Raw genomic sequence first — 18501 nt, 5'->3', positions numbered from 1 at the left:
CCGCCACCGGCTCGGCGCCGGGATGTGATCCCAAAAATCAGCGGGAGTAGAACTCGATGACGAGGTTCGGCTCCATCTGCACCGGGTAGGGCACCTCGGACAGGCTGGGGATGCGGGTGACGCGGGCAGTCATCTTGGCGTGATCGGCCTCGATGTAGTCCGGCACGTCGCGCTCGGGCAGCTGGGTCGCCACGATGACGATCTCGAGCTGGCGGGACGACTCCTTGACCTCGATGAGGTCGCCGGCCTTCACCTGGTAGCTCGGGATGTTGACCCGGACGCCGTTGACCTTGACGTGGCCGTGGTTGACGAACTGGCGCGCCGCGAACGGGGTCGCCACGAACTTCGCCCGGTACACCACGGCGTCCAGGCGCCGCTCGAGCAGGCCGACCAGGTTCTCGCCGGAATCGCCGCGCAGGCGGATCGCCTCGGCGTAGTAGCGGCGGAACTGCTTCTCGGTGATGTTGCCGTAATAGCCCTTGAGCTTCTGCTTGGCGCGCAGCTGCGTGCCGAAGTCGCTCATCTTGCCCTTGCGGCGCTGGCCGTGCTGGCCGGGGCCGTATTCGCGGCGGTTGACGGGGCTCTTCGGGCGGCCCCAGATGTTCTGGCCCATGCGGCGGTCGAGCTTGTGCTTCGCCTGAATCCGCTTCGACATTTCTTCGCGTCCTCTCGAGACCGAGATTGAGGAACGCGCCCTCCTTTTCCCGGACATTCAGGTCGGGGACGACAGGGCGGGAGAATCCCGCCCACGGGTGCGCGTGAAAACGCGACGGGGCCCCGTGCGGAGCCCCATCGACGGCCGGGTCTTTAGGGTAAGGACCGGTCGGGGTCAACCACAGGAGGTTTTTTGGGCGTGGCCGAGACATTCGGAATCCAGCGCGGGGCGCCAACGGACGCGGCGGCGATCCGGGCGCTGGTGGATGCGGCCTACGCCAAGTGGATCCCGCTGATCGGCCGCCTGCCGACCCCGATGCAGGCCGATTACGCGCAGGCCGTGCGGCATCACCGGTTTGACCTGCTCCGATCCGGCGAAGGGTTGGCGGCGCTGATCGAGACCCTGCGCAGAGACGACGATCTGCTGATCGTCAACGTCGCGGTCCATCCGGATTGTCAGGGCCGCGGCTACGGCACCGCGCTCCTGACCCACGCCGAGTCGATCGCGGCCGAGGCCGGGCTCCCGCGGCTGCGCCTCTACACGAATAAAAAATACACGGCGAACCTGCGCCTCTACGCGGCCCTCGGCTACCGGGTGGAGCGGGAGGCGCTCTACGACGGCCCGGGCCGGACGCTGGACGACGACATCACCGTGTACATGGTGAAGGACTTGGCGACAGAGCGCCAAGCCCCCTGAGAGGTCCCGGTCAGGTCACCACGCTCGGCTCGGCCCGGCCGGTGCGGGGCTCGATCTCCGCGAGGGCGCGGGCCGCCGCCACCACCGGGGCCAGCACCTCGGCGACCGGCAGGTCGAGGCGCGCGGGATCGGCCTCGTAGCGCTCCAGATAGACCCGAAGCGTCGCCCCGGCGGTGCCGGTGCCCGAGAGGCGGAAGACCACGCGGGCATCCTCGGCGAAGCCGATCCGGATGCCCTGGCGCTCGGTGAGCGAGCCGTCCACCGGGTCACGATAGGCGAACTCGTCCGCCATCGAGACCGTGAGGTCGCCGATACGGGTGCCCGGCAGGCCGGCGAGCTTCTCGCGCAGCGCCTCCATCAGGCCGTTGGCGGCGTCGGACTCGACCTCCTCGTAATCGTGACGGGCGTAGTAGTCGCGCCCGTGGGTCCGCCAATGGGCCCGCACCAGCGCGTCGGCGCGCTCGCCGGTGACGGCCAGGATGTTGAGCCAGAGCAGCACCGCCCAGAGCCCGTCCTTCTCGCGCACGTGGTTCGAGCCGGTGCCGGCGCTCTCCTCGCCGCACAGGGTGATCAGGCCGGCATCGAGCAGGTTGCCGAAGAACTTCCAGCCGGTGGGCGTCTCGTAGGCCTGGATGCCCAAAGCCGCCGCGACCCGGTCCGCGGCGCGGCTCGTGGGCATCGACCGGGCGATGCCGGCCAGCCCGCCCGCATAGCCCGGGGCCCGGTGGGCATGGGCGGCGAGGAGGGCAAGGCTGTCGCTCGGGGTCACGAACAGGCCCGGGGCCACGATCATGTTGCGGTCGCCGTCGCCGTCCGACGCCGCGCCGAAATCGGGGGCGTCCGGCCCCTGCATCAGGTCGAACAGGTCGTGGCAATGGACCGGGTTCGGATCCGGGTGATGGCCGCCGAAATCCTCTTTCGGGATCGCGTTGACCACCGTGCCGGCGGGCGCGCCGAGCATCCCTTCCAAGATCGCGGTGGCGTAGGGGCCGGTGACCGCGCTCATCGCGTCGAAGCGCATGCGGAAGCCCGAGGCAAACAGGCGCGACACCGCGTCGAAATCGATCAGCGTCCGCATCAGTTCGGCGTAATCGGCCACCGGGTCGATGACCGCAACCGTCATGGCGCCGAGCCGGGTCTCGCCCAGGGTGTCGAGGTCGAGATCCGGGGCCTCGACCAGGCTGTAGCGGGTGAGCGCCTTGGCGCGCTCGAAGATCGCGTTGGTCACCGTCTCGGGCGCCGGGCCGCCATTGGCGGCGTTGAACTTGATGCCGAAATCGCCGTCCGGCCCGCCCGGATTGTGGCTCGCCGACAGGACGATGCCGCCGATCGCCCCGGACTTGCGGATCACGCAGGAGGCCGCCGGGGTCGAGAGCAGGCCGCCGCGCCCGACCAGCACCCGGCCGAAGCCGTTGCCGGCGGCGAGCCGGAGGGTCTTCTGCACCACCTCGCGGTTGAGGAACCGCCCGTCGCCGCCCAGAACCAGGGTCGCGCCCGCCTTGTCGGGCAGGGTGTCGAAGATCGCCTGGACGAAATTCTCGACGTAGTTCGGCTGCCGGAACACCGGCACCTTCTTGCGCAGCCCGGAGGTGCCCGGCTTCTGGTCGGGGAAGGGCGTGGTGTCGACGGTCGTCGGAGTCGTCATGGACGGGCGTCTCCCTAAATCTTCCGCCTCAATGCCCGCCCGGGGGCCCGGCGTCACCCGTGCGGCGCGGGATCGGGGGGCTTTGTCACAGCGGTTTGAGCGGATCGCGCGACGAAACCAGTTCCTCGTGTGTCGATCCGGTTCACCAGCGGTTGCGCCCGCTAGGTCCCGGCGGTTGTATCGCCCGATCCGCCAGATAAGGCGGCCGGGAGGATACATGTCGGACGGACCATCGCAGCCTCGCCCGCGCCAGGGCAGGACACAATTGGAGACCGGATTGCCGCGGCGACAGATGTTCGGGGCGCTCGCGGCGGCGGGCCTCTCAGCGACCCTGCCCCCCTCCGCCGCGACGGCCGCGCCATCAGCAGCACGGCTGCAGACGGAGGAATTCCGGCTGCCGTGGAGCGAGCCGGGCATCGACATCTACGTGCGCAACAAGCACCCGGCCGGGACGGACCGGTTCCCAGGCGACCGGATCCTGCTGTTCGTGCACGGCTCGACCTACCCGGCCTCCACGGCCTTCGACCTGCCCCTCGGCGGGATGTCGGCGATGGACTACTTCGCCGGCCAGGGTTTCGACGTCTATCTCGTGGACCTGCCGGGCTACGGGCAATCCGGGCGCCCGGCGCCGATGAGCGCGCCGGCCGCCGACAACCCGCCGTTCATGCGCACGCCGGACGCGGCCAAGGTGGTGGGGCAGGTCGTCGATTTCATCCTGAAGCGGCGCAACGTCGACAAGATCGACCTGATGGGCTGGTCCTGGGGGACCTCGACCATGGGGCTCTACACCAGCACCCACAACGACCGGGTCAACCGGCTGGTCCTCTACGCGCCGCAATGGCTGGCGCGTACGCCGTCGCTGATGGGCGGCGGCTCCGGGCCGCTCGGTGCCTATCGCAGCGTCAGCCGCGACAGCGCCAAGGCGCGCTGGCTCACCAGCGTGCCCGAGGAGAAGAAGGCCGACCTGATCCCGCCGGGCTGGTTCGACCAATGGGCCGACGCGACCTTCGCCAGCGATCCGGTCGGCGCCGGGCAAACGCCGCCGGTGCTGCGCGCACCGAACGGCACCGTAGCCGACAAGGATGCGTACTGGGCGGCGGGCAAGCCGCTCTACGATCCGGGCGACATCCGCGTGCCCGTGCTGCTCATCCACGCCGAATGGGACGCGGACCTGCCGAGCTACCAGGCCCAGGAATACTTCACCAGGCTCACGCACGCCCCCTACAAGCGCTTCATCGAGCTCGGGGAGGGCACGCATACGGTGATGATGGAGAAGAACCGCATGCAGTTCCTCCACGCGGTCGCGGCCTTCCTGACGGAGGCAGACCCGCAGGCGTTGAACTGAGCCTAACCCCGTCTCCCCGCCATCGGGGAGACGGAACCCGATCCTACTCCGCCGCCTGGCGCGCCGTGTAGCCCAGCCGCTCGTTCAGCGCGCGGATCAGCTTGACCGCGGCCTCGGCGATCACCGTACCGGGCGGGAAGATCGCCGAGGCGCCGGCCGCCACCAGGGCGTCGTAGTCGCCCGGCGGGATCACGCCGCCGATGGCGATCATCACGTCGTCCCGGCCCTGCTCGGTGAGCGCGGCCTTCAGCTCCGGCACCAGGGTGAGGTGGCCGGCCGCCAGCGACGAGACGCCGACGATGTGCACGTCGTTCTCCACCGCCTGCCGGGCGGCCTCAGCCGGGGTGGCGAAGAGCGGTCCGATATCCACGTCGAAGCCGAGATCGGCAAACGCCGAGGCGATGACCTTCTGGCCGCGGTCGTGCCCGTCCTGGCCCATCTTGGCGACCAGGATGCGCGGCCGGCGGCCATCGTTCTCCTCGAACGCCTCGACCAGCGCCCGGACTTCCTCGACCACTGGCGACATGCCCCCCACCTCGCGCTTGTAGACGCCGGAGATCGACCGGATCTCGGCGCGGTGCCGGCCCCAGGCCTTTTCCAGGGCCTCGGAAATCTCGCCGACCGTGGCCTTGGCCCGGGCCGCGTCGACGGCCAGCGCCAGCAGGTTCTCGTTGGTGTCGGCAGCCTTGGTCAGCGCCTCGAGCCGGGCCGTGACGGCGGCCTCGTCGCGCTCGGAGCGCAGGCGCTTGAGCTTGTCGATCTGCAGGCGGCGGACATTGCCGTTGTCGACCCGCAGGAGGTCGATGGCCATGTCGTCGTCGGCCTTGAACTTGTTGATGCCCACGATGGTCTGGCGGCCGGAATCGATCCGGGCCTGGGCCCGGGCGGCGGCCTCCTCGATCCGCAGCTTGGGGATGCCGGCCTCGATCGCCTTGGCCATGCCGCCGAGCTGGTCGACCTCGCGGATATGCTCCCAGGCCCGGGCCACGATGTCGGCGGTGAGCTTCTCCACGTAGTAGGAGCCGCCCCACGGGTCGACGATCCGGGTGGTGCCGCTCTCCTGCTGCAGGAACAGCTGGGTGTTGCGGGCGATCCGGGCCGAGAAGTCGGTGGGGAGCGCCAGCGCCTCGTCGAGGGCGTTGGTGTGCAGGGATTGCGTGCCGCCCTGCGTCGCCGCCATGGCCTCGATATTGGTGCGGGTGACGTTGTTGAACACGTCCTGGGCGGTGAGCGACCAGCCCGACGTCTGGGAGTGGGTGCGCAGCGCCAGGGACTTGTCGGACTTCGGATCGAACCCCTTCACCAGCTTCGCCCAGATCAGGCGCGCGGCCCGCATCTTGGCGATCTCCATGAAGAAGTTGGTCGAGATCGCCCAGAAGAACGACAGGCGCGGGGCGAACTGGTCGATGGTCAGGCCGGCGGCGAGGCCAGCCTTGATGTATTCGACGCCGTCGGCGAGCGTGTAGGCGAGCTCCAGGTCGTTCGTGGCGCCTGCCTCCTGCATATGGTAGCCGGAGATCGAGATCGAGTTGAACTTCGGCATGTTCTTCGACGTATAGGCGAAGATATCGGAAATAATCCGCATCGATCCCTTGGGGGGATAGATGTAGGTATTGCGGACCATGAACTCCTTGAGGATGTCGTTCTGGATCGTGCCGGCGAGCTTCTGCGGCGGCACGCCCTGCTCCTCGGCGGCGACGATGTAGAGGGCCAGGATCGGCAGCACCGCGCCGTTCATCGTCATCGACACGGTCATCTCGTCGAGCGGGATGCCGGAGAACAGCGTCCGCATGTCGTAGATCGAGTCGATCGCCACGCCGGCCATGCCGACATCGCCCGAGACGCGGGGGTGGTCGGAATCGTAGCCGCGGTGGGTGGCGAGGTCGAAGGCCACCGACAGGCCCTTCTGGCCGGCCGCGAGGTTGCGCCGGTAGAAGGCGTTCGAATCCTCGGCCGTGGAGAAGCCGGCATATTGCCGGATCGTCCAGGGCTGGGTGACGTACATGGTCGGGTAGGGGCCGCGCAGGAACGGCGCGATGCCGGGATAGGTGTCGAGGAACTCGATGCCCTCCCGGTCCTCCGGCCCGTAGCGGCCCTTCACCGGAATCCCCTCCGGGGTCATCCAGGGCTCGCCGAGGGCCGGCGACGCCACCGCCAGCGGCTCGCCGACCAGAGGGATCTCGGCGAAGTTCGGGATGCGGGTGGTCATGGCGGTGACTCGTTGTGGCGTTTGTCACCTCATTATAGACGGCCCCGGAAACCGGGCTACTCCCCCACAGGTCTAGAGGTCCGGCGGCCGCGCAGGATGATGGAGATCACCGCGCCCACCAGCATCAGCGCCATCCCGTACCAGGTCAGGGCGTAGACGAGGTGGCTGTTCGGGAAGGCGATCACCGTGAGCCCGCCCACCGGCAGGCCGCCGGGATTGAGCGTCGCGTCGGCATCGACGAAGTAGGGGGCGACGTCGGTCAGGCTCCGGGCGGCCGCGATGGCGGCGACGTCCCGCGAGTACCAGCGCCCGTCCCCGGGGTCGTTCGCCCGCAGGAAGGCGCCGCCGGGCTCGGTCAGCCGCAGGAGGCCGGTCACCCGCGCCTCGCCCGCCACCTGCCCGGCCTGACGGGTCGCGGGATCGCGGTTCGCCCCCGGCACGAAGCCGCGATTGACCAGGACGATCGTGCCGTCGGGCCGGCGGAGCGGCGTCAGCACCCAGAACCCGCCGCCCCGCTCGGTGACGGCCTGCACCAGGGTCTCGCGATCGTGCAGGAAGGTGCCGGACAGCCAGACATGCCGGTAGGCGTCGTCGGGGCCGATGCGCGGCCATTCGGCGGGGCCGGGGGCCGGCACGGCCGGGGCGTGGACCCGGGCATCGACCCGGGCGATCAGGTCGAGCTTCCAGGCCCGGCGCTGGACCTGCCAGGTCCCGAGGCCCAGCAGGACGACGAACACGACGCCCACGGCCACGCCGAACACGACGCGCCGCAGCAACGAGAGCGGGGCCGGGGAGGGGGCCGATCCCGGATCAGCCCCCCCTCCCGACCCCGCGGGCCTCATCTCCGGACGCGCGCTCAGCGGGCGTTGTTCATGACGTCGTGGGCATCCATCGGCATCATGTTGTGATTGAGGTGGTACATCACCCACACCGAGCCCGCGAGCATGATCACCACCACCATGATGGTGAAGATCAGCGCCAGGAAGGTCCAGCCGCCCTCCGACTTCGTGTTCATGTGCAGGAAGTAGATGATGTGCACGACCATCTGCACACCGCCCAAGGCCAGGATCACCAGGGTGGTGACGAGGCTGTTGTCGAGCACGTTGCCCATCACCAGCCAGAACGGGATCACCGTCAGGATCACCGACAGGACGAAGCCGGTGATGTAGCTGCCGAAGGAGCCGTGCCCGCCCTCGCTGTGGGCGTGGGCGTCGTGGGTGTCCTGACCGTGACCGGTCAGGTGGTGCGCGTCGGCGCTCATTCGAGCACTCCCATCAGGTAGACGACGGTGAACACCCCGATCCAGATCAGATCGAGGAAGTGCCAGAACATCGACAGGCACATCAGCCGGCGCTTGTTCTCGACGATCAGGCCGTGCTTGCGCAGCTGCACCAGCAGCACGACCAGCCAGAGGATGCCCACCGAGACGTGCAGGCCGTGCGTCGCCACCAGGGTGTAGAACGACGACAGGAAGGCGCTGCGCCAGGGCGGGGCGCCCTCATGGAACAGGTGGACGAATTCCCGGATCTCCAGGGCCACGAAGGCCACGCCGAACAGGCCGGTGATCGCGAGCCAGATCTGGGTCTGCTTGATCCGGTCCCGGTCCATCTCCAGCATGGCGAAGCCGTAGGTGATGGACGAGAACAGCAGCATCGCGGTGTTCACCGCGATTCCCGTCAGATCGAACAAGTCCTTGGGGGTCGGCCCGGCCGCGTAGCTGCGGCCGAGCACGCCATAGGTCGCGAACAGGGTCGCGAAGATGAGGCAATCGCTCATCAGGTAGAGCCAGAACCCGAGCATCGTCGAGCCCTCGGAATGATGGCCCTCCTCGTCGGTCTGGTAGAAGACCGGCGCCGCGGCGCCGGGGGGTGCAGTTTCCGCGTGCATCATCGGATCACGCCATCTCCAGCTCGCGCGTCCTCTGACCTTCCGTCCGACTGACCGTGTCGGCAGGAATGTAGTAGTCGCGATTGTAATTAAAGGTGTGAAGGATCGCGACGAGGATGATCGCCACGAAGCTGAGCGCCGCCAGCCACCAGACGTACCAGACCATGGCCAGGCCGAAGGTGAAGTTCAGACCGGCCAGGATGGCGCCGGCGGCGGTGTTCTTGGGCATGTGGATCGGCTTGTAGCCGGTCATCGGCCGGGCGAAGCCGCGGTTCTTCATGTCCCACCACGCGTCGGAATCATGCACCACCGGGGTGAAGGCGAAGTTGTAGTCCGGCGGCGGCGAGGAGGTGGACCATTCCAGGGTCCGACCGCCCCACGGATCGCCGGTCAGGTCGCGCAGCTTCTCGCGGTTGCGGATCGAGACCACGAACATCACGATCTGCGAGGCGATACCCAGGGCGATGAGCCCCGCGCCGCAGGCCGCGATGACGAACCAGATCTGCAGCGACGGGTCGTCGAAGTGCTGCATGCGCCGGGTCACGCCCATCAGGCCGAGCACGTAGAGCGGCATGAAGGCGACGTAGAACCCGCTCACCCAGAACACGAGGGCCATTTTCCCCCAGAACTCGTCGAGCTTGAACCCGAACGCCTTGGGGAACCAGAAGGTGACGCCGGCGAACATGCCGAACAGCACGCCGCCGATGATCACGTTGTGGAAGTGCGCGATCAGGAACAGCGAGTTGTGGAGCACGAAGTCGGCCGGGGGCACCGCCAGCAGGACGCCGGTCATGCCGCCGATCACGAAGGTGACGATGAACGCCACCACCCACATCATCGGCACCTCGAACCGGATCCGGCCGCGGTACATCGTGAACATCCAGTTGAAGATCTTCGCGCCCGTGGGGATCGAGATGATCATCGTCGTGATCCCGAAGAACGAGTTCACGTCGGCGCCCGAGCCCATGGTGAAGAAGTGGTGCAACCACACCAGGTAGGCGAGGATGGTGATCACCACCAGCGCGTAGACCATCGAGGTGTAGCCGAACAACCGCTTGCCGCAGAAGGTCGAGGTGATCTCGGAGAACACGCCGAAGGCCGGCAGGATCAGGATGTAGACCTCCGGGTGACCCCAGATCCAGATCAGGTTGAAGTACAGCATGGCGTTGCCGCCAAGGTCGTTCGTGAAGAAGTGCGTGCCGACGTAGCGGTCGAGCGACAGCATCGCGAGAACGGCCGTCAGAATCGGGAAGGCGGCCACGATCAGGATGTTGGTGCACAGCGACGACCAGACGAAGATCGGCAGCTTCATCATGGTCATGCCGGGCGCGCGCATCTTCACGATGGTCGCGATCAGGTTGATGCCCGAGAGCAAGGTCCCGATACCCGCGATCTGCAGCGCCCAGATGTAGTAGTCGACGCCGACGCCGGGGCTCATCGCGGCTCCGGAGAGCGGCGGGTAGGCGAGCCAGGTGGCGCGCGAGAACTCGCCGACGAACAGCGAGACCATCACGAGGATGCCGCCGGCCACCGTCATCCAGAAGCTGAAGTTGTTCAGGAACGGGAAGGCCACGTCGCGCGCGCCGATCTGCAGCGGCACCGCGAAGTTCATCATCCCCGTGACGAACGGCATCGCCACGAAGAAGATCATGATCATACCGTGGGCGGTGAAGATCTGATCGTAGTGGTGCGGCGGCAGGAAGCCCTGCTCCGAGCCGAACGCGATCGCCTGCTGCGAGCGCATGAGCAGCGCGTCGGCAAAGCCGCGCAGCAGCATGATCAGCGCGAAGATGCAGTACATGATACCGATCTTCTTGTGGTCGATGGACGTGACCCAGTCACGCCACAGCGGCCCCCAGAAGCGGAAATACGTGATCACGCCGAGGACGGCGAGGCCGACCACGGCCACGCCGGCGAAGGTCGCCTGCAGGATGGGCTCGTGATACGGGATCTGCTCGATCGTAAATCGGCCGAGGATCAACTGTTGTAGGTCCAGGTTTGCGAACATGGGATCGGCCCGTTCAATGGGTTCGACGGCGACCGCCGGTTTTGGGTGTGGGGCCCGCGTTCACGCGAGCGTTCTTACTGGTTGAGCTGCTTGGGCGCGATCTGCCCGCCCTCTTTTTGGCCCTGGCTGTCCGGCGCCTTGACCTCGGGCGCCTTCTCCTGCCCGGGCAGCGCGCTCTCGCCCTGACCCCGCGAGTCCGGGTTGCCCATGTCGGGCCGGGGCTTCATGCCCTGCGGCTGCGTCTGCCCGTGCGGGCCGGTCCCGGATGCGGGGCCCGTCGCGCCCGGGGCCTCGTTGCCGCGATCGGCCATGCGGTTGTCATACTGCAGCCGGTCGTAGTTGGCCTGGGCCTCCGCCCCCGAGGCACCGCCCCGAGCGTCGATCTTCACCATCTCGCCGACGCACATCTGCTCCGGCCGCGGGCACATGCCGATGATCCGGTCGAACAGGCCCTTCGCGTAGGACTTGTAGAACCGCGCCGGCTCGGACTCGCTCGGCTTCTCCAGCTCGAGATAGGCCTCCTGGGTCAGCTCGCCGCCCTGGGCCTTGGTCTTGGCGACCCACTGGTCGAAGGCCTGGTCGGTCACGCCGTTGAACTTGAAGAACATGTTCGAGAAGCCGGCGCCGCTGTAATGCGCCGAGCGGCCCTCGTAGGAGCCCTCGCGGTTGATCACCGCGTGGAGCTGGGTCTGCATGCCCGGCATCGCGTAGACCATGCCGGCCAGCGTCGGGACGTAGAACGTGTTCATCACGTCGGTGGCGGTGATCTTGAACTGGATCGGCCGGTCCACCGGGGCGGCGAGCTCGTTCACCGTGGCGATCCCGTATTGCGGGTAGAGGAAAAGCCACTTCCAATCCATGGCCACCGCCTCGACCTGGAGCGGCTCGACGCCGGCCGGGATGTCGCGCTTCGCGTCAATCTTGCTGAGCGGCCGGAACGGATCCAGGGTGTGGGTGCCGATCCAGGTGAGCGCGCCCAGCGCGATGATGATCATCAGCGGCGCCGTCCAGATCAGCACCTCGAGCTGGGTCGAGTGGTGCCATTCGGGATCGTAGACCGCGTCCTCGTTGGTGGCGCGGTAGCGCCAGGCGAAGAACAGGGTGAAGAAGATGACCGGGATGATGATCAGGAGCATCAGCCCGGTGGCGGCGAGCACGAGGTTGCGCTGCTGCTCGGCGACGTAGCCGGCCGGGCTCATGACCACGAGGTTGCAGCCGCCCAGCATTGCCAGGACCGGCGGCAGGGCGAGGAGCGGCAAGAGGCGCCGCGCAGGGCCGCCCCGGCTCTTGGCGGGCTCGATCCTGTCCGGGAGAGGGGTCGAAGAGGTCACAGCACTCGTCTCTTTATCCCAAGCCGCAGGCGCGGCGTCCCTGCCGTGCCGCGCGTGACGCGGCAGTCCCGGCAGATTCTGGAAGGAGGCCGCGCAGCCTTCGCCGCGCGGCGGCCGACTACATCTGGCGCATTTCCGAGCGGTCGAAGAACAACGCCGCGAGGGTGCAGGCTGCGCCCGACAGAAGGTAGACCCCGACCATGGCCAGGCCGTAGCGCTGCGACAGGAACAGCGCCACCAGCGGGGCGAAGCCGGCGCCGACCAGCCAGGCGAAGTCGGAGGTCAGCGCAGCGCCGGTGTAGCGGTAGTGGTTGCCGAGCCGGGCGGTGACCGCGCCGGCGGTCTGGCCGTAGGCGAGGCCGAGCAGCATGAAGCCGATCGTCACGTAGATCGTCTGGCCGATCGCGCTCTCGCCGAACAGGAGCGGGGCGATGATGCTGCCGACCGCGAAGAAGGCGATCAGCGAGGCGCTCATGATCAGGCAGTTGCGGCGGCCGATCTGGTCGGCGATCAGCCCGGAGGCCGCGATCGCGCCGGCGCAGACGATGGCCCCGGAGAACTGCACGATCAAGAACTCGCCGGGCGAGCGGTGGGTGTTGTTGAGCGCCAGCCAGGCGATCGGGAAGATCGTCACGAGATGGAACAGCGCGAAGCCGGCCAGCGGCACGAAGGCCCCGCGGATCACATCGCCCGCATGGTGCCGGAACAGCTCCAGCGCCGGGACCGGCCGGAGCCGATCGAGATCCATCATCCGGGCGAACTCGTCGGTGGCCACCAGGCGCAGCCGGGCGAACAGGGCGACGACGTTGATGGTGAAGGCGCAGTAGAACGGGAAGCGCCAGCCCCAGTCGATGAAGTCGGCCTCGTCGAGGTTGACCAGGAAGAACGCGAACAGCGCGCTCGCCACCATGAAGCCCAGGGGCGCACCGAGCTGCGGGATCATCGCGTACCAGCCGCGGCGCTCCCGGGGTGCGTTCATGGCCAGCAGCGAGGCCAGCCCGTCCCAGGCGCCGCCCAGCGCCAGGCCCTGCAGCACCCGCAGCACCGCCAGGATGTAGACGGCCGAGATGCCGATGCTATCGTAGCGCGGCAGGAAGCTGACCGCGGCGGTGGCACCGCCCAGGAGGAACAGCGCGATGGTGAGCTTGACGCTGCGGCCGTGCCGACGGTCGATCGCCATGAAGATCACCGACCCGATCGGGCGGGCGATGAAGGCGAGGGCGAAGATCGAGAAGGCGTAGAGTGTTCCGGTCAGCGGATCGACGAACGGAAAGAACACCTTCGGGAACACCAGCACGCATGCGATGCCGAAGACGAAGAAGTCGAAGTATTCGGACGCGCGGCCGATGACCACGCCGATGGCGATCTCGTTCGGGTGGACCTTGTGGTCTCCCATCGCCTGCTGAGCGTCGCGCTCAAGGACTGTGGCCGAGGCCATTGGGGTGTTCGCACTCATTGTTGACTGCCGCCCTCGCCGTGCGCCCGTTCGGGCGCCATGGCCGGAACCGCCTCATGCGGCATGTCCAGAGGTATCGCAACCGGCTTCCGACGCAAGTTCACCCACTGACGCATGCATGGCACCCCCATGCCAGCCCTGCTGTCCACACATGCGGGGCGGCCTGCCGCGGCGGGCGGAACCGGTCTCGGCGCGGCCGGCCGGGTCCGCCTTCCTAGACGCGGTAATGCGCCGAGTTCCGTGACAGGTTGATGTTGTAGTAGGGGTCGGCCCGGAGTTCCGGGCCCCACCGGTCGAGCATGGTCAGCACCTCGCCTTCGAAGCGCTTGCGCTTCTCCGGCGTGTCCTCGGCGCCGCGGCTCTTCGATTCGTGGTGGATCAGCTTGGCGAACGGCGTCCAGATGATGCGGTAGCCGGCCCGGCGGATCTTCAGGCACAGGTCCACGTCGTTGAAGGCGACCTTCAGGGCCTCGGCATCGAAGCCGCCGACCGATTCGAACACGTCGGCGCGCATGGCCAGGCAGGCGCCCGTGACCGCCGAGACCTCGTGGGCGATGACCATGCGGCAGAAATAGCCGGGATCCTCGTCCGGCACGCCGAGATGGCTGTGCCCGGCGACGCCCCCGATTCCCAGCACGATGCCGCCGTGCTGGATCGTGCGGTCCGGATAGAGCAGCTTCGCGCCGACGGCGCCGATCTCGGGCCGCACCGCGTGCCGGACCAGCTCCCCGAGCCAGCCGGGCTCCAGCACCTCGACGTCGTTGTTGAGGAACAGCAGCACCGGGCCGGTGGCGGCGGCGGCCCCGCGATTCGACAGGTCGGAGAAGTTGAAGGCCCCGGGAACCGGCACGACGCGCACCCGCGGGTCGTCGCGATACCGGGCGAACAGGGAGGCGGTCTCGGGCTCCCGGCTGTCGTTGTCGACGATCACCACCTCGATATCGGGGTAGTCGGTGCCGGCGAGGAGACCGTCGAGGGTGACCGACAGGATCTCGGCGCGATCCCGGGTCGGGATGATCGCCGAGACCCGGGGGGCCGGCTCCGGAAGCGGGCGGACCAGGCGGTTGAAGCCCGAGGGGCCGCGCTCGGCCCGGCCGCCCCAGGGCGCCACGACCTCGTCGAGGGCGCGCAGGCGCGCCGCCTCGGCCTTGGCCAGGGCCCGGTCCGAGAAGGTCCCGGAGCCCTGCGCGGCGCGCCAGTGGTAGAGCACCCGCGGGATGTGGCGGATGCGGGCCGGGTCGAGCCCGTCGGTGAGCCGCAGCAGCAGGTCGTGGTCCTGGCTGCCCTCGAAGCCCGGGCGCAGGCCGCCGACCGCCCGCAGCGCGTCGGTCCGCACCACGGTCAGGTGGTTGATGTAGTTCTGGGCGTAGAGCAGCTCGCGGTCGAAGCCCGACTTGAAATGCGGGTCGAACCGGCGGCCGCGCCCGTCGATCTTGTCCTCGTCGCTGTAGATCAGCACCAGATCCGGCTCGAGGCGGAGCGCGCGGGCGACCTCGTAGAGGGCGTCCTCGGTGAGCACGTCGTCGTGGTCCATGAAGGCGCAGGCGACGCCGCGGGCGAGGCCCAGCGCGTCGTTGGTCGCCCGGGCGATGTGGCCGTTCTCGGACCGGGCGAGCACCCGGATGCGCGGGTCGGCCTCGGCGGCGCGCTGCAGGATCTTCGGGATCGCGGGCCGGGTCGAGGCGTCGTCGACGACGCACAGCTCCCAATGGGGGTAGAGCTGCGCGCGCAGGGAGGCGAGGGCGGCCTGCAGCACCTTCGGATCCGGGTCGTGCACCGGCATCAGCACCGAGATCAGGGGCGGGTCGGCCCAGGCGGCGATCTCGGCGGCGATCCCGTCCCGCTCCGCCCGGCGGTAGCCATGGGCGCGGATCCAGGCCTCGTATCCGGTCACCCGTCGGTGGGCCAGCGCCCGGCCGAGGAAGCCCCGGGCCCGCACCTTCTTGCCGAGGATCCGCCAGTACAGCGCCTGCAGGGCCAGCGCCGGCTCGCGCAGGAGCGCGCGGGGGACGAGGACCGGCCGGTCGAGACGGCGCACCGTGACCCGGCGCAGCCGCGCCGGGATCCGGCCGGCGGGATCGGCCACGCGCAGCGCGACGATTCCCTCGGGGAGGCGGCCGATCCAGGTGAAGGCGCCGCCGCCGGTCGCTTCCTGGGGCAGCAGCGGCCCCGGACGCCCCTCCGGGCCCGCGAAGGCCATGCCCGGGACCGTGTCGAGCCCCTCGGTCGGGTCGTTGGACAGGGTGATCTCGAGCCAGCGACCGGAAAGGCCCGCGAGGTCGATCCGCATCCCGTCCGCCGCCGCCCGCACCGGCAGGGGGCGCCGCTTGCGCCCGGCTCCGGTCAGGTGCGCCGGCGGCAGGCGCGTCCCGGGCGCCCCCGTCTCGCTCGACCGCACCATCAGCTCCAGCTCTTGTCGATCGAGTCCTTCACGGCATCCGACATCGCGACGTCGAAGACCAGCATCTCCTCCACCGCCTTGACCGTGCGCAGGCGCTCGGCCAGCGCCTGGGTCTCGGCCGGGATCGGCGGCGGCACCGGGACCGGGGCGTTGATGCCCAGCTGATCGAACAGGGTCGACGCGAAGGCGTGGTAGCGCGTCCTGTGGCCGACGATGCCGACCCGGGCCAGGATCTCGATCGCGGCGATCGAATTGCCCGGATGCAGGCGATCCTCCGGCATGCGGGTGCCGAGCTGGCGGGTCAGCGGGTTGTAGAGCAGCCGGTAGGCCGGCTCCGGCAGCATGCGGAAGTAGCGCTTCAGGCTCTTCACGTCGGTGAAGTCGTACTCATCCGAGAAGGAAGCGGCCTCGGCGAGCGGCCCGAGCCGCCAGCCGCGCGTGGGGTCCAGGGCGTCGCCGGCCCGCGCCTTCAGCCAGCGCATCCGGGTCGCCATCTCGGTGTAGGGGTCCTGCACCAGGATCGCGGTGATCATCAGGTCCGGCGTCATGAAGTTCTCATAGCGCGGAACCGTCACGGCCCCCGACAGGAAGGCCGAGGGCGCGGCCGGCCCGGTCAGGACGCAGGTCAGGATCTCGTCCGGCAGCTTGTGGACGCCGAAGTAGCAGTGCTGGAAATGCGGGAACAACGCCGCCTGCAGGGCGGTCTCGGGCTCGATGCTGGTGTTGATGAGCATGGTCCGCAGCCGCACCAGCCCCTCCTGGGGCATGCGGCGGTAGATCAGGACGTTGGTGTCGGCGTCGTAGAGTTCGAGGCGGGGGATGTCGGGCAGCCCCGGCACCTCGGCCGCCGTCAGCACGAAGGTGCATTGGCCGGTGGCGTGCCAGCCGTTGCGCTTGAACGCCTCGTCGATGACGCTGGCCGGAACCTCGGCCACGCGCTGGCCGGCGACGGAGACCATCACCCGGCTGATCGCGAGGGGGTTGTCCGGAACGATCCAGCCGCGGATCGAATCGCCGTGATCGTGATCGATGAAGTAGCGCATGTCCCGAAGCTTGAGGCGGCGGAATGCCGGAACCGCCTCGGCGGCCCGGTCGGATGCCGGCCGGCAGGCCCATAGCGCATTTTCTGCCCCGCGTGCACCATCGCGGCCCCGGACCGTAGGCCGGGCACCGCAACGTTCCGCTTGCGCCCCCGCCAGGCACCGGCTATAGGCCCGGCCCACCGGTGCTCGACCAGCACCGGCCCGGGCGCGTAGCTCAGCGGGAGAGCACTACCTTGACATGGTAGGGGTCACAGGTTCGATCCCTGTCGCGCCCACCATCCTACCTTCTGGGATGGACCGACGAATTCGAGGCCCCGGGAACGGGGCCTTTTTCTTTGGGTCGTAAACCGGGTCGGAAATCCTGTGCGCGACGTGACGGACCCGTTCGAGACGGGGCCTGATCTGGGCGTCGTGGATCGGCCGTCCCAGCCTGCTGCGGGGGTACGAAGCCCCACGGGGTTGCGCGCGCGAAACGTACAGGCCCGATTTTTTTCCCGCAGCGAACGGCGGACTCGTCACGGCATATGGGATCGCCGGCTCGCATCCCGTGGCGGGGAAGCCGCCGGTCCGTCCGCATCGGCTTGAGGCTTGGGTCATCGGGGATGCTGGGCCACCGGGGATGCGTTGAGGGCCGACCCCGCTCGGCCTGTTATCCCCTGGAAACCGTCGCGCGCGTCGCGGATTTTCGTGCAGAGCAGCGCCGGCCATGCGGATCCGGTGACGGGGGTTGGCGATGGCGCAGACGATCGATCGCGGGACGTTGGACCGGCTGATCGCGCTCGGTCGGGCGCGCGGGGAACTCACGGCGGGCGATCTCCAGGCCGCGCTTCCGGTCGACCACATGGATGTCGACGCCCTGGTGCTGGTGATGCTGGAGCTCGAAGCCGCGGGGGTCAGCGTCGAGCCGGAGGCCTTTGGCCCCCCCATCGACCGGCCACTCCCCGGCGCGCTCACGCTTCCGGAGGCGGGCCCCGGGGCGCCGCCGCCGATCCTGCCCACGGGCGGGACGGGAGCCCCGGCGGTCGCGGCGGAGCGCGGGCCGGGCCCGGCCGCCACCCCGCCCGAGGGGGATCCGGACGGAAGCCGGGCGGTCACCCGCGCGGTCGCCCTGGCGGGCCTCGCGACGGTGCTCATCCTCGGCGCCGTGCTGTTGATGCTGTGAGACCCGGCCGGAACGCTTCCGCAGCCGCCCCCGTTGGCCCCCGGCCTGACGGACCACGAGGATAGATCCCGAACCATGCGTCAACGAGCCGACGGTACACTGGGCCTGCTAGTCACGGCCCTGCGCGAGAGCGCGGTGCATTTCGGCGCCCTGCTGACGCTGGCGCGGACCGAGATCGACGGCAACCTCCGGGCGATCGTGTCGCTCGTCGCGATCGTCGGCACGATTCCCGTGCTGCTGATCGTCACCTTCTTCCTCGGGCTCGACGCGGTGGTGAAGCTGCTCGCCGTGCCGTTCGGCTCCGAGGCCCCGGCGGCGCTGATCGTCGCGGCGCCGTTCCTGGTCGTGGCCCTCGTGCTCGGCTGGTTCGGCCTGCGCCGGATGGCGCTGTCGAACCTCGAGCCGTGGCGGACCTGGCGGCAGGTGAAGCAGGATGCTCGCGAAATCGTGCGGCCCCGGGCCTGACGGCCGTGACGCGCGGGGCCGTCTACTGCGTCGGCGTGAGGATCGCGCTGAGCCCCGGCGCGAGCGGGACGTCGAGATAGCAGCGCAGGCCCGCGGCCTCGAAGGCGAGGTCGACGATCCCGTCGAGCTCGCGCCGCACGCCGCCGGAGATCAGCCGTGTCCCGAAACCGACCCGGGCCGGCGGCGTGCGGCGCGAGC

At 69.1% G+C, this 18501-nt stretch carries 15 protein-coding genes and 1 tRNA gene; 5 read left to right on the top strand and 11 right to left on the bottom strand.

What is annotated here, in order from left to right; genetic code table 11:
- Positions 1–37 precede the first annotated feature (37 nt).
- The gene (gene rpsD / locus WYO_RS02110) at positions 38–655 is read right to left on the bottom strand and encodes a 30S ribosomal protein S4 (RefSeq protein ID WP_007558459.1); all 618 of its coding nucleotides are present in this window, start codon (positions 653–655) and stop codon (positions 38–40) included.
- Between the two features lie 198 nt (positions 656–853).
- On the opposite strand from rpsD, the gene WYO_RS02105 reads away from it, so the two are divergent.
- Positions 854–1351 carry a GNAT family N-acetyltransferase gene (locus tag WYO_RS02105; protein WP_007558457.1) on the top strand — a complete coding sequence of 166 codons (498 nt, stop codon included), beginning with the start codon at positions 854–856 and terminating at the stop codon, positions 1349–1351.
- A 10-nt stretch (positions 1352–1361) separates the two neighbouring features.
- Here WYO_RS02105 and WYO_RS02100 read toward each other — a convergent pair whose 3' ends face one another.
- Positions 1362–2996: an alpha-D-glucose phosphate-specific phosphoglucomutase gene (locus WYO_RS02100; RefSeq protein WP_007558455.1), complete on the bottom strand. Its 1635-nt coding sequence runs from the start codon at positions 2994–2996 to the stop codon at positions 1362–1364.
- Between the two features lie 277 nt (positions 2997–3273).
- Between WYO_RS02100 and WYO_RS02095 the strand changes: the two genes are divergently transcribed.
- Positions 3274–4341: an alpha/beta hydrolase gene (locus WYO_RS02095; RefSeq protein WP_244424029.1), complete on the top strand. Its 1068-nt coding sequence runs from the start codon at positions 3274–3276 to the stop codon at positions 4339–4341.
- Positions 4342–4384: 43 nt separating this feature from the next.
- Here WYO_RS02095 and scpA read toward each other — a convergent pair whose 3' ends face one another.
- From scpA to WYO_RS02050, 9 genes are all read right to left on the bottom strand, one after another.
- A complete protein-coding gene (gene scpA / locus WYO_RS02090) occupies positions 4385–6550 on the bottom strand; it encodes a methylmalonyl-CoA mutase (RefSeq protein WP_007558450.1) in 2166 nt (721 codons plus the stop codon).
- Between the two features lie 56 nt (positions 6551–6606).
- Positions 6607–7326, bottom strand: coding sequence for an SURF1 family protein (locus WYO_RS02085; RefSeq protein WP_047170715.1), 720 nt, complete (start codon positions 7324–7326; stop codon positions 6607–6609).
- Positions 7327–7406: 80 nt separating this feature from the next.
- On the bottom strand, positions 7407–7811 hold the full coding sequence (gene cyoD, locus WYO_RS02080) for a cytochrome o ubiquinol oxidase subunit IV (RefSeq protein ID WP_007558446.1): 405 nt from the start codon (positions 7809–7811) through the stop codon (positions 7407–7409).
- Positions 7808–8440, bottom strand: coding sequence for a cytochrome o ubiquinol oxidase subunit III (gene cyoC / locus WYO_RS02075; RefSeq protein WP_007558445.1), 633 nt, complete (start codon positions 8438–8440; stop codon positions 7808–7810). The genes cyoD and cyoC overlap by 4 nt, the downstream gene beginning before the upstream one ends.
- Positions 8441–8444: 4 nt before the next feature.
- Positions 8445–10445, bottom strand: a complete 2001-nt coding sequence (gene cyoB, locus WYO_RS02070; protein WP_007558443.1) for a cytochrome o ubiquinol oxidase subunit I — start codon at positions 10443–10445, stop codon at positions 8445–8447.
- A 74-nt stretch (positions 10446–10519) separates the two neighbouring features.
- Positions 10520–11776 carry a ubiquinol oxidase subunit II gene (gene cyoA / locus WYO_RS02065; protein WP_007558441.1) on the bottom strand — a complete coding sequence of 419 codons (1257 nt, stop codon included), beginning with the start codon at positions 11774–11776 and terminating at the stop codon, positions 10520–10522.
- 118 nt (positions 11777–11894) lie between these two features.
- Complete coding sequence (locus WYO_RS02060; RefSeq protein ID WP_007558438.1) at positions 11895–13232, bottom strand: MFS transporter; 1338 nt, start codon at positions 13230–13232, stop codon at positions 11895–11897.
- Positions 13233–13446: 214 nt separating this feature from the next.
- Entirely contained in the window at positions 13447–15633 is a 2187-nt protein-coding gene (locus WYO_RS02055; RefSeq protein ID WP_007558436.1) for a glycosyltransferase family 2 protein, read from the bottom strand.
- Positions 15633–16676, bottom strand: coding sequence for a hypothetical protein (locus tag WYO_RS02050; RefSeq protein ID WP_007558434.1), 1044 nt, complete (start codon positions 16674–16676; stop codon positions 15633–15635). Before WYO_RS02050 ends, WYO_RS02055 begins: the two co-directional genes overlap by 1 nt.
- Positions 16677–16879: 203 nt before the next feature.
- Between WYO_RS02050 and WYO_RS02045 the strand changes: the two genes are divergently transcribed.
- The 3 genes from WYO_RS02045 (at position 16880) to WYO_RS02035 (ending at position 18303) form a co-directional block, all read left to right on the top strand.
- Positions 16880–16954 (top strand) — tRNA-Val (locus WYO_RS02045).
- Between the two features lie 455 nt (positions 16955–17409).
- On the top strand, positions 17410–17838 hold the full coding sequence (locus WYO_RS02040; protein ID WP_007558431.1) for an RNA polymerase sigma factor region1.1 domain-containing protein: 429 nt from the start codon (positions 17410–17412) through the stop codon (positions 17836–17838).
- 75 nt (positions 17839–17913) lie between these two features.
- The gene (locus WYO_RS02035) at positions 17914–18303 is read left to right on the top strand and encodes a phage holin family protein (RefSeq protein WP_007558429.1); all 390 of its coding nucleotides are present in this window, start codon (positions 17914–17916) and stop codon (positions 18301–18303) included.
- Positions 18304–18501: the final 198 nt, after the last annotated feature.

It is taken from the genome of Methylobacterium sp. GXF4 (assembly GCF_000272495.1).
Lineage (GTDB): Bacteria > Pseudomonadota > Alphaproteobacteria > Rhizobiales > Beijerinckiaceae > Methylobacterium > Methylobacterium brachiatum.
Note: the sequence above shows the minus strand (reverse complement) of the source record. Positions and strands in the feature narration are given on the sequence as shown.